At 63.8% G+C, this 11,710-nt stretch carries 12 protein-coding genes; 5 read left to right on the plus strand and 7 right to left on the minus strand.

Translation table 11 applies throughout. The features are described from left to right. Positions 1–14 precede the first annotated feature (14 nt). Positions 15–803, minus strand: coding sequence for a hypothetical protein (locus VFB18_RS03660; RefSeq protein WP_324971128.1), 789 nt, complete (start codon positions 801–803; stop codon positions 15–17). 99 nt (positions 804–902) lie between these two features. Continuing rightward, positions 903–1,892, minus strand: coding sequence for a D-glycerate dehydrogenase (locus VFB18_RS03665; RefSeq protein WP_324971130.1), 990 nt, complete (start codon positions 1,890–1,892; stop codon positions 903–905). Between the two features lie 212 nt (positions 1,893–2,104). Here VFB18_RS03665 and VFB18_RS03670 point away from each other — a divergent pair, with 212 nt between their 5' ends. Then, positions 2,105–2,647 (plus strand): SH3 domain-containing protein, encoded by a 543-nt coding sequence (locus VFB18_RS03670; protein WP_324971132.1) that lies wholly within the window; start codon positions 2,105–2,107, stop codon positions 2,645–2,647. Positions 2,648–2,777: 130 nt separating this feature from the next. Here the strand turns inward: VFB18_RS03670 and irrA are convergent, their stop codons facing one another. Continuing rightward, a complete protein-coding gene (gene irrA / locus VFB18_RS03675; protein ID WP_324971133.1) occupies positions 2,778–3,194 on the minus strand; it encodes an iron response transcriptional regulator IrrA in 417 nt (138 codons plus the stop codon). A 270-nt stretch (positions 3,195–3,464) separates the two neighbouring features. Here irrA and fabA point away from each other — a divergent pair, with 270 nt between their 5' ends. Genes fabA through VFB18_RS03695 form a run of 4 tightly spaced genes read left to right on the plus strand, consistent with a single transcriptional unit; the run spans position 3,465 to position 6,416 of the window. Beyond that, the gene (gene fabA / locus VFB18_RS03680) at positions 3,465–3,995 is read left to right on the plus strand and encodes a 3-hydroxyacyl-[acyl-carrier-protein] dehydratase FabA (RefSeq protein WP_324971134.1); all 531 of its coding nucleotides are present in this window, start codon (positions 3,465–3,467) and stop codon (positions 3,993–3,995) included. Positions 3,996–4,033: 38 nt separating this feature from the next. After that, positions 4,034–5,248, plus strand: coding sequence for a beta-ketoacyl-ACP synthase I (gene fabB, locus VFB18_RS03685; RefSeq protein ID WP_324971135.1), 1,215 nt, complete (start codon positions 4,034–4,036; stop codon positions 5,246–5,248). 47 nt (positions 5,249–5,295) lie between these two features. Continuing rightward, the gene (fabI, locus tag VFB18_RS03690) at positions 5,296–6,180 is read left to right on the plus strand and encodes an enoyl-ACP reductase FabI (protein ID WP_324971136.1); all 885 of its coding nucleotides are present in this window, start codon (positions 5,296–5,298) and stop codon (positions 6,178–6,180) included. 29 nt (positions 6,181–6,209) lie between these two features. Beyond that, entirely contained in the window at positions 6,210–6,416 is a 207-nt protein-coding gene (locus tag VFB18_RS03695; RefSeq protein WP_324971137.1) for a hypothetical protein, read from the plus strand. Positions 6,417–6,430: 14 nt separating this feature from the next. Here VFB18_RS03695 and VFB18_RS03700 read toward each other — a convergent pair whose 3' ends face one another. From VFB18_RS03700 to rpsO, 4 genes are all read right to left on the minus strand, one after another. Next, complete coding sequence (locus VFB18_RS03700; protein ID WP_324971139.1) at positions 6,431–8,143, minus strand: cation:proton antiporter; 1,713 nt, start codon at positions 8,141–8,143, stop codon at positions 6,431–6,433. A 108-nt stretch (positions 8,144–8,251) separates the two neighbouring features. Continuing rightward, complete coding sequence (locus VFB18_RS03705; protein WP_324971141.1) at positions 8,252–8,749, minus strand: Hsp20/alpha crystallin family protein; 498 nt, start codon at positions 8,747–8,749, stop codon at positions 8,252–8,254. Positions 8,750–9,233: 484 nt separating this feature from the next. Then, positions 9,234–11,360, minus strand: a complete 2,127-nt coding sequence (pnp, locus tag VFB18_RS03710) for a polyribonucleotide nucleotidyltransferase (protein ID WP_324971143.1) — start codon at positions 11,358–11,360, stop codon at positions 9,234–9,236. A 119-nt stretch (positions 11,361–11,479) separates the two neighbouring features. Continuing rightward, positions 11,480–11,710, minus strand: a 231-nt coding sequence (rpsO, locus tag VFB18_RS03715) for a 30S ribosomal protein S15 (RefSeq protein WP_324971145.1), incomplete at its 5' end; no start/stop codon positions are given.

Below are 11,710 nucleotides of genomic sequence, written 5' to 3' on the forward strand. Positions count from 1 at the left end.
GACGGTCGTATCCCTTACGTCCAGTCGTTCCAGGTACGGCCGCCGGCGATCTCCCACTTCCCTTGCACAGGGTAGATCAGCGTACAGAAGCGCGACGTGTGCTGCTTCTTGAGAATGTCGAGATACTCGACATAGCCCCAGAAATGGATCGGGTCGGCGTAATCGATCTTGAACGTCACCGGCAGGATCACATTGGCGGCCGGATCGTGCGGGTTCATCCCGTTGCTGCTGTTGATGACGAGCTCGAACTCCTTCGACCCGCCCCCTTCGTAGACGGGCGTGTCGCCTTTTGGCGGCTTCTTGGAGAACTGCCCATAGACCAGGGTGAGCACGCCGGGCGTGCGTCCCGCATTGTCCACGCGCAGATGAACGGTCGTCTCGGTGCGGGTGTCGTCGAGCAGGATGTTGGTCGGGGTGACGAAGAGATAGGCGCGCTCGGCCGCGGGGATCTGTTCGGCGGCGACCCGTGCCGCCTTGGCGGTTCGCCGCGCGTTGATCCAAAGCAGCACGGTCGAGAGCGCAATGACGCCGGCAAATGTCGCGATCGCCCGCTCGGCGGAACCGAAAGCGAAGCCCCAGACCGCGCCAGCGCAGGACGCGACCATGTCGAATCCCGCCTTGCCCTCGCCGCAGTGAGCTACGGAAATCGCGGGAGTCCCAGTCTCCTCGCCGGTGGCAAGCGGAGCCGAATTGAGCGCATGCCCCCCGTCCGGCCTGTCGGGCTGATCGAAATTGCCATGGCTCGCCGGGAAGGCTGAACTGGACCAAGCAAGCAGGAGCAAAGCCGCCAACAACCTCTGCATACCTGGTCGCCGCTCCGAGAACCCTCTCCCGCGCGCCTGTTATACCCGAATTGGCGCTTGAGTCAGCACCCGGACAAGGCCGGAAACCGGCCCCCGGGGTCAGAACATGGCCGGATGGACGCGGTCTGGGGGCGCATGTCCATCGAGGAAGGTCTTGATATTGATGATGACCTTCTCGCCCATGTCGATGCGGCCCTCGAGCGTTGCCGAGCCCATATGCGGGAGAACGACCACCTTGTCGCTCTTGAGCAGCTTCGGGTTCACCGCCGGCTCGTGCTCGAATACGTCGAGACCGGCGCCGGCAAGCTCGCCGTTTTCGATCATGCGGGCGAGCGCGTTCTCATCGATCACCTCGCCGCGCGCGGTGTTGACGATATAGGCGGAGGGCTTCATGAGCCCAAGCCGCCGCGCCGACAGCAGGTGATATGTCGCCGGCGTATGCGGGCAGTTGATCGAGATGATGTCCATGCGCGCAAGCATCTGATCGAGGCTGTCCCAATAGGTCGCCTCGAGCGCCTTCTCGATCTCGGGCGCCACGCGCCGCCGGTTATGGTAGTGGATCTGTAGGCCGAAGGCCTTGGCGCGCCTTGCCACCGCTTGGCCAACGCGCCCCATGCCGACGATGCCGAGCCGCTTGCCGTAGATGCGGTGGCCGAGCATCCAGGTGGGAGACCAGCCCTGCCACTCGCCCTCGGCGCTCTTGAGGGTCATGGCGCCCTCGGTGAGCCGCCGCGGCACGGCGATGATCAGCGCCATGGTCATGTCGGCGGTGTCCTCGGTGAGCACGCCCGGCGTGTTGGTGACGATGATCGAGCGGTTCCGCGCCGTTTCGAGGTCGATATTGTCGACCCCGGTGCCGAATTGGGCGATCAGCTTGAGGTCGGGGCCCGCCTGGCTCAGCACCGCCCGGTCGATGCGGTCGGTCACGGTCGGCACCAGCACGTTCGCGGTCTTTACCGCCTCGATCAACTCCTCGCGCGAGAACGGTTTGTCGTCGAGGTTGAGGCGCGCATCGAACAGCTCGCGCAGCCGCGTTTCAACCACGTCGGGAAGCTTGCGTGTGACGATAACGATCGGTCGATCAGCCATAAACGGTCCAGCCTGGATGGGGGCGGGGGAGGGGACTCCCCGCAAGGGATGGGGCGCTTGTTGCCAAGGCCGCCGCCTTCTCTAACAGAACCGGCTTCACGAGATAAAGCCTGTTCTTGGCTAGGGGCCACGATCCGTTCACTTTTCTGGTTCATGCAAAAGAAAGCCGATTCGGGGCGTTATCGGCTTTATTTGCGACGCGGAGTGGGGCCGTGCGGCATCTCAACCTATTCGGAACAGGGCTTATTCTCGTGCTCGGTCTGTTTGCCGCAGGCGGGGTTGCGGCCGAGGATTCGAGCAAGCATGCCGCGCTCGAGGGCACCAAAAGCAGCCAGCCATTGCCGCGCTTCGTGAGCCTCAAGTCCGATAAGGTGAACGTGCGCAAGGGGCCCGCCACCGACCAGGCGATCGTGTGGGTGTTCTCCCGCGCCGGGCTTCCGGTGGAGGTGATCGCCGAATCCGACAATTGGCGGCGCGTGCGTGACAGCGAAGGCGCCGACGGCTGGGTCTTCCACAGCCTGCTCAGTGCGCGGCGCACCGTGCTCGTCACCCCTTGGTCGAAGGACAAGTCCACGGTTCCGCTCTATTCCTCGAAGTCGACCAGCTCGCGCGCCGTGGCGGCGCTCCAGCCGAACGTGCTCGGCAATGTGATGAGCTGCGACGGCGAGTGGTGCGAGCTTTCGGTCCAGGACTACACGGGCTACGTCCGGCAGGACCAGCTCTGGGGCGTCTATAAGGGCGAAGAGATCAAATAGGTCTCGAATACCGCAACCCCGAGCCTTTGTCGGGCCCGCATGGTGCCGGTCATCCACGATTTTCCGAGTGGCCGGAACGTGGCGGCCGGGACAAGCCCGGCCATCACGAGATCATGGGGGATGACGCGGCCTAGCTCTTGTTGACCAGGCGCACCAGCACGTCAACACGCGAGATCGCCATGCCTTCGGGAGCCTTCGGCAGGCCCTCGATTCTGATCGAACGGGTGTCGATGTCCAACAGCTCGCCCGACTGTTCGCAGAAGAAGTGGTAGTGGTTCGAGGTGTTGGTATCGAAATAGGCCTTGGCGCCCTCGACCGCGACCTCGCGCAGGAGGCCCGCCTCGGTGAACTGATGGAGCGTGTTGTAAACCGTGGCGAGCGACACCGGCACTTTGCGGCTGATGGCCTCCTCATGCAGCGATTCCGCCGTAACATGGCGGTCGCAGCCGCCGAACAGGAGCGAGGCGAGCGCAACCCGCTGGCGAGTCGGCCTTAAGCCCGCCCCCCGCAACAGTTTGGCGATGTCACCTATCGTTCCGGCGCGCAAAATCTAAATCCCTGCCGTCGAGGCCTGATTTGAACGAGCAAATTTCACCGAAATATAGGCTGAAGCGCGTCGTGCCGCAACGCTGGCGGGCTTGATCTAGATCAAACCGCGGTCTGATCTTAACGGCTTGGCGGCAGCCGAATTGCAGCCGAACCTTGGGCGGAACCCGGCGCCCGGAAAGGGCCTACGCGGGCTTTTGGTGGGCCCCCGTCTGTGTTAGGAAACGCCCCAGTTTCACTCTGGAGAGAGGCCGGCTGCGTGCAGAAGCCAATGCAAGAGCGGCGGGGGCAATTCGACTATGAGGATCTCCTCGCCTGCGGACGGGGCGAGCTGTTCGGTCCGGGCAATGCCCAATTGCCTTTGCCGCCGATGCTGATGTTCGACCGCATCTCCCAAGTCGAGGAGCAGGGGGGCGAGCACGGGCATGGCCGCATCGTGGCCGAACTCGACGTGAAGCCCGATCTCTGGTTCTTCTCCTGCCACTTCAAGGGCGATCCAGTCATGCCGGGCTGCCTCGGGCTCGATGCGCTCTGGCAGCTTCTGGGGTTCTTCCTGGGGTGGCTCGGAGCGCCGGGCAGGGGCCGGGCGCTCAGCGTCGGCGAGGTCAAATTCACGGGCATGGTGTTGCCCACCGTTAAGAAGCTCGAATATATCGTCGAGTTGAAGCGCGTGATCAGGCGTAAATTCACCCTCGGCACCGGCGACGGCTGGTTGAAGGCCGACGGGGCGACCATCTATACGGCCAAAGACTTGAGGGTCGGCCTCTTCCAGGCGGGCGAAGCCGCGCCAGCCGGTGTCTGATTTGCCAGACGGCTCTGGTTTCCAAGGATCTTGACCTTATGAGACGTGTGGTCGTGACCGGCATGGGGATCGTCTCCTCGATCGGCAATAGCGTGCAGGAGGTGCTCGCCTCCTTGCGCGAAGCGAAGTCCGGCATCGTCAAATCCGACACCTATGCCGAGCTCGGCTTCCGCTGCCAGGTGCACGGCGCGCCGAAGCTCGACTGGGAGGGGATGATCGACCGCAAGGTTAGGCGCTTCATGGGCGCCGGCGCCGCCTGGAATTACCTCGCCATGGAGCAGGCGATCCGCGACGCGGGCCTCGAAGAGAAGGACATTTCCAACGAGCGCACCGGGCTGATCATGGGCTCGGGCGGCCCCTCGACCCGCGCCATCGTCCAGGCCGCCGACACCACGCGCGAGAAAGGGCCGAAGAAGGTCGGACCTTTCGAGGTGCCGAAGGCGATGTGTTCGACCAACTCCGCGACACTTGCCACGCCCTATCACATCAAGGGCGTGAGCTACTCCATCTCCTCCGCCTGCTCGACGTCCGCGCATTGCATCGGCAACGGCGCCGAGCTGATCCAGCTCGGCAAGCAGGATATCGTCTTCGCCGGCGGGGGCGAGGAGCTCGACTGGACGCTCTCGGTCCTGTTCGACGCCATGAACGCCATGTCGTCCGACTTCAACGACAGGCCCGAGGTCGCAAGCCGCGCCTATGATGCCAACCGCGACGGCTTCGTGATTGCCGGCGGCGCTGGCGTTGTCGTGCTCGAGGAACTCGAGCATGCCAAGGCGAGAGGCGCCCGCCTCTACGGCGAGCTTGTCGGTTACGGCGCCACCTCCGACGGCTACGACATGGTGCAGCCCTCGGGCGAGGGCGCGGCGCGCTGCATGCGCATGGCAATGAACGGCATCGACCGCATCGACTACATCAACCCGCACGCCACCTCGACCCCGATCGGCGACGTTAGGGAGATCGAGGCGATCCGCGAGGTGTTCGGCGACAATTGCCCGCCGATCAGCGCCACGAAATCGCTGACCGGCCATTCGCTCGGCGCCGCCGGCGTGCACGAGGCGATCTTTTCGCTTCTCATGATGAACAACGGCTTCATTTGCGAATCCGCCAATATCGAGACCATCGACCCGGCCGTCGCCGACATGCCGATCGCGCGCAAGCGCATGGACAATGTCGCCATTAACGCAGTGATGTCGAACAGCTTCGGTTTTGGCGGCACCAACGCCACACTCGTGTTCAAGCGTGTGGATGGGTGAGCCGACGACCGGACCAAAGCCGATCAACCGAGCAAGAGTAAGAAAACATGGCAACAACAAGAGATATCGCAGAGCCCGGACCGTTGATGGCCGGGAAGAGAGGGTTGGTGATGGGCGTCGCCAACGACCGCTCGATCGCCTGGGGCATCGCCCGGGTGCTGCACGGCCAGGGCGCCGAGCTTGCCTTCTCCTACCAAGGCGGGGCCTTCGGGCGGCGCGCGGTGCCGCTGGCCCAGTCGATTGGCGCCAAGATCATCGAAGAGGCCGACGTCGAGGACCTGAGAAGCGTTGAGCGCGTGTTCGAGGTGATCCGCAAGAAGTGGGGCTCGCTCGATTTCGTCGTACACGCGCTCGCGTTCTCCGACCGCAACGAGCTCAAGGGCCGCTACTGCGACACGACGCGCAAGAATTTCGAGCACACCATGGTGATCTCGTGCTTCTCCTTCACTGAGGTGGCGAAGCTTGCCTCCGAGCTCATGCCGAACGGCGGCTCTCTGCTCACGCTGACCTATGGCGGGTCGACGCGGGTGGTGCCCTGCTACAACGTGATGGGCGTGGCCAAGGCCGCGCTCGAGACCTCGGTTCGGTACCTCGCCTCCGATTTCGGCCCGCAGGGGATCAGAGTGAATGCCTTGTCAGCCGGGCCGATGCGCACGCTCGCCGGCGCCGGCATCTCCGATGCGCGCACGCTGTTCCATTTCCAACAGAAGCACGCGCCGATGCGCCGCTCGCCGAGCCTCGATGAGGTCGGGGGCGCCGCGCTCTATCTTCTTTCAGACCTCTCCGGCGCCGTGACCGGCGAGGTTCACTTCGTCGATTGTGGCTATTCGACCATCGCCATGCCCAATCTAGCCGCGCTCAAGACCATCGAGCAGGCCGAAGAACTGGAGGCGGCGGTGGAGAATGCGACACCGCGCGAAGCGGCGCAGTAGGTTGAGTTGCTTACCGGAGGAATACGGCCATGGCCGAGCTCGTCCTTATGATCTGTCTTATGCCCAACATGACGGGCTGCACCGAGAAGGCCGTGCCTGAAGCGACCGCAAGCGACATCGTGACTTGCTTGAAGTCGGCTGGCGACAAGGTCATCGAGTGGCAGAAGGCGAACACCAACTACGCCGTCATCGGCTGGCGGTGCGAGAAGAAGGGCACCTCGGCCGCCACCCGCTGACGCAGCGAAGCCGCTCAGATGCCGACGCGACCGCCGAGCTCGGGGTTGAGTTGCGACCGCACGGCCGTGATCGCCTGCGCGGCTTTATCGCGGCTTAATCCGCTGAGAAGCAGCACCTGGTCGGCCAAGCCGAGGCCCACCGCGAAACTTTCCGGATAGACGGTGCTGGCGCCGGATTCGGCAAGCATGGGCAGGTTGCGGTCATCGGCCGCGCTCACGATCGTCGCTGCCTTCGGGTTTTCCTGCCGCGCATGATGAAGGAGCCGCTTCAAAGCCAGATCGTGATCAAAGGTGATTAGAATGACCCGCGCGCGCGCCATGCCGGCCGCCTCGAGCAGTCCTTTGCGTGTCGCATCGCCGAAGACGACATTGTGGCCTGCGCGCTTTGCCGCGATAAAGCGCTCAACGTCGTGTTCGATCGCGACATACGGCACTTTGGCTGCCTCCAGGACGAGCGCGACGAGCCGTCCGACTCGGCCGCAGCCACAAATCAGAACGTGATTCTTCAGGTTTCGGGTCGCGTCTCGTGCCGTCGTTTCCTCGTCCGAGGCGGAGATGCGTTGCGACTGGCCGGCCAAGAGCCGTGCGAAGGCGCCATTGTGCTCGATGAGAATTGGCGCGGCGCCCATTGAGACGGCAAGCGCGAAAAGAGCCGGCTCCCCGACATTTGCCGGAATGATCCCGGCATGGACGGCCTGAGTGAGCAGCAGCAGACCGATCTCGCCGCCATGCGCAAGAACAATTGAGATCCGGCCGAGGTCCGGCCGCGGCCAGCGCATGATCAGCCCGGTGAGAGCGACAAGTGAGGCCTTGACGGGGATGAAGGCGGTCAGCCATGCCAGGACGGCAAGCGGCGCGGTGATGATGACGGCGGGATCGATCTCCATGCCGACGGTAATGAAGAACAAGCCGACGAGCACATCGCGGAAGGGCCGAATATCGTCCTCGATCTGGTGGCGGAAGTCGCTTTCCCCCACCACCATCCCGGCCAGGAAGGCACCGATCGGCGGTGCGAGTCCCGCCAAGTTCACGGCAAAGGCCGTGCCCAAGGCCAGCAACAATACGGCGAGGAGGAACAGCTCGGGCGATTTCAGCCTGGCGATGGCCGAGAGCATTGCCCTGAAGATCGGCCGGCAGACAAAGATGATGCCGCCGAGCGCGATAAAGGCCGTCAAGAATTGCTTGGCGGCCTCCCACGGCTGTGGCGCTGTACCTTGTGCCCAGGAGGCGATCGCGACGAGGAACGGCAGCGTCGCGATATCCTGAAAGAGCAGGATGCCAAGGCTGAGGCGTCCATATCTGCTGCTGAGTTGGCCCTGCGATGTGATTTGTCTCACCGTCAGGGCGGTTGAGGACATCGCAACCGTCCCACCGAGCACGAAGGCTTGTGTCAAGCCATAGCCGGCCAGCAAGGCCGCGGCCATCACCGCGAGCGTCGTCAGGCCGACCTGCAAACTGCCCGCTCCCAACACGTCGCGGCGAGCCTCGAGCAGAGCCGGAAGCGACATTTCGAGGCCCGCCATGAACATCAGGAAGATGACGCCAAGCTCGGCAAGGAAAGTCGTTTCCGGACTGACGCCGAGAATCTGCAAGCCGAGAGGGCCGATGGCGATGCCCGCAAACAAATAGCCGAGGATCGGCGGGAGTCTGAGGCGTACGAACACGCCAACGGCGGCGAAGGACGCGGCGATGACCACAATGCTCTTGATCAGCAATGTGTCGGTCACGCGGCGAACGTCCCTTGTCTGCCGTTCGGTCTAGCGGTCCGTTGCGGCGCGCGTGGCGGAGGCCTGGCGACGGCACGTCGGCCGCGCACAACGGGCCGCGCCATCGCTCTACGCCGGCTTGACCTCGATGCGCCGGACCGACCTTTGTGCCTCGGCCGGCTTCGGGATGCGCACCGTAAGGACGCCCTTGTCATAGGTCGCGTCGATCTTCTCGTCCTTGACCTCGAACGGAAGCCGTATCGACCGCGAGAACGCGCCATAGCGGCGCTCCATGTAAGAGAAATCGCCGTTCTGCTGCGTCTCCTCGGCCTTCTTCTCCCCCTTGATGGTGAGCACATCGCCGGCGAGCGTGACGTCTACGTCCTTCTCGCTGACGCCCGGCACCTCGGCTGTGACGATGAACTCCTTGTCGTTTTCGGCCACGTCGAGCGCCGGTGTTGCTCCGCCCCAAGAGACAGCGGCAGGCCGTCCAAATCCGTCGAAGAACGAGTCGAACATCCGGTCGATTTCGCGTCGGAAGCTCACGAACGGATCGAAGAAGTCCTCCCTGGTGGTGGCCGCTTGCGACCTGTCGCGCCAGGGAACCAACGATCTGAAGTCAACCATGGCATACCTCCTCAGTCGATTTGCGAGACGATCCCCTCGGCGCGTCCGCGCCTCGGGTGCTCCGGATCAAGGCGGAATGCAAAAAGATCCCCGCTGGTCGCAGCGGCAATACCGCTGGTCGCCTACCCGTCGGGTGTTCAGGCGGAATATGGGGGACCCGCTCCCGGGTCACGGCCACCGAGCGGTATTCACCGCCGTTACCGAAGAGCGCTGCCGATTATCGCTTCTTGAGGATGGCCACTGAGAATTGCCTTGCCATAGCCATCCTCCGATCGAAGCGACAACTACGGTTTGCCCTTTGGCAACCAGTCAGGTAACCGACGAAAAAGTTAGTGCGGGCCGTGGGTTTTTCAAGGTGCAGGTAACCTTCGCGAACCCCTGTCGCGAACCCCGTTCCATCAGATTGATGGACGGGGAACGTTCCCAAGAAAACAAAATGGCCGGGGCGAACCCCGGCCACGATACACCTGAGGTCGAGCCGGCCTTAGCTCGCGGCGGCCTCGGCCTTCTCCAGCTCCTTGCCGGTCTTCTGGTCGACCACCTTCATCGACAGCTTGACCTTGCCGCGATCGTCGAAGCCGAGCAGCTTGACCCACACCACGTCGCCTTCCTTGACCACGTCGGTGACGGCCTTGGGCCGTCCCTCGGCAAGCTGGGAGATGTGGACCAGGCCGTCCTTCGGGCCAAAGAAGTTCACGAACGCGCCGAACTCCATCACCTTGACGACCTTGCCCTTGTAGATCTCGCCCACCTCGGGCTCGGATGCGATCGACTTGATGCGGTTGATCGCGGTGCGGATCGATTCGGCGTTGGCTGAGGCGATCTTCACCGTGCCGTCGTCGGAAATGTCGATCTTGGCGCCCGATTCGGCCACGATCTCGCGGATCACCGAGCCGCCCGAGCCGATCACCTCTCTGATCTTGTCGACCGGGATGTGAATGGTCTCGATGCGCGGCGCGTATTCGCCGAGCTCGGGCCGCGCCTCGCGCAGGGCCTTGCCCATCTCGGCCAGGATATGCATGCGGCCGTTGCGCGCCTGATGCAAGGCGACCTTCATGATCTCCTCGGTGATGCCGGTGATCTTGATGTCCATCTGCAACGAGGTCACGCCCTCGCTCGTGCCGGCGACCTTGAAGTCCATGTCGCCGAGATGGTCCTCGTCGCCGAGAATGTCCGACAGCACGGCGAACCGCTCGGCTTCCTTGATCAGGCCCATGGCGATGCCGGCAACCGGTCGCTTGAGCGGAATGCCGGCGTCCATCATCGCGAGCGAGGAGCCGCACACCGTGGCCATCGAGGACGAGCCGTTCGATTCGGTGATCTCCGATACCACGCGGATGGTATAGGGGAAGCTGTCTCGATCCGGGAGAACCGGGTGGATGGCCCGCCAGGCGAGCTTGCCGTGGCCGATCTCGCGCCGCCCAGGCGAACCCATGCGCCCCACTTCGCCGACCGAGTAGGGCGGGAAGTTGTAGTGCAGCAGAAAGGTCTCTTTATAGGTGCCCTGGAGGGCGTCGACATATTGCTCGTCCTCGCCGGTGCCGAGCGTGGCGACGGCGAGGGCCTGGGTCTCGCCGCGGGTGAACAGCGCGCTGCCGTGCGTGCGCGGCAGGATGCCGACCTCGCACACGATCGGCCGGACGGTCTCCAAGTCGCGACCGTCGATGCGACGCGAAGTTTCGAGAATGCTGGTGCGGACGACGTCCTTCTCGACCTCCTTGAACGCCGAAGCGACCTTCGCGGCGCCGGTTCCATCGTCGTCGTCGGGAACGACGGCGGCGATCGCCTTCTCCTTGATCTCAGCCACGCGGTCGCGACGCTCGTGCTTGCCGGCGATGGCATAGGCTTCGCGCAACTCGGCCTCGACGGCGGAGCGGACTTGAGCGAGGATCTCGGCGTCGTCTTTCTCCTTAAGCTCCCACGGCTCCTTGGCGGCGCGCTCGGCGAGCTTGATGATGGCGTCGAGAACAGGCTTGAAGTTGCTCTGGCCGAACATCACGGCCCCGAGCATGACCTCCTCGGGAAGCTCCTTGGCTTCCGACTCGACCATCAAGACGGCGTCGGCGGTGCCGGCGACGACGAGGTCGAGCGAGCTCACGCTCATCTCGTCGATCCTTGGGTTGAGAACATATTGGCCCTCGATATAGCCGACGCGGGCGGCGCCGACCGGTCCGAGGAAGGGAATGCCGGACAGCGTAAGCGCGGCCGAGGTCGCGATCATGGCCACGATGTCGGGATCGTTCTCCATGTCGTGGGAGAGCACGGTGGCGACGATCTGCGTCTCGTTCCTGAAGCCGGAGGCGAACAGCGGACGGATCGGCCGGTCGATCAGTCGCGAGGTGAGAGTCTCCTTCTCGGTCGGACGCCCCTCACGCTTGAAATAGCCGCCGGGAATCTTGCCGGCGGCGAAGGTCTTTTCCTGGTAGTTGACGGTAAGCGGGAAGAAGTCGATGCCCGGCTTCTCCTCCTTGGCGGCGACGACGGTGGCGAGAACCGAAGTCTCGCCGTAGGTGGCAAGCACCGCGCCGTCCGCCTGACGGGCGATGCGCCCGGTCTCCAGCCTGAGGGGACGTCCCCCCCATTCGATTTCTACGGTCTGTTTGATGAACATGTGTGTGTCCCAATGAGTGGGTATGGAAGTGCCGCATCGCCCGCCCGGTGGCGGCCGCGCAGCTTCAAGTCAGCAATCCGCAAGCCGAACTGTTCGATGGCTCGCCATGACGGACGCGGTCACCGGCGAATGCCCAGCCGGTTGATAAGCTTCTGATACCGGTCTTCGTCGGTCGACTTGACGTAGTCGAGCAGGCGGCGCCGCTGGCTCACCAGCTTGAGCAGCCCGCGCCGCGAATGGTTATCCTTGGTATGCGTCTTGAAGTGATCGGTCAGATTGGTGATCCGCTCGGTCAGGATCGCGACTTGGACCTCAGGCGAACCGGTATCTCCCGCCTTGGTCGCATATTC

Origin of the sequence: Methyloceanibacter sp. (assembly GCF_035650995.1) — a bacterium.
Lineage (GTDB): Bacteria > Pseudomonadota > Alphaproteobacteria > Rhizobiales > Methyloligellaceae > Methyloceanibacter.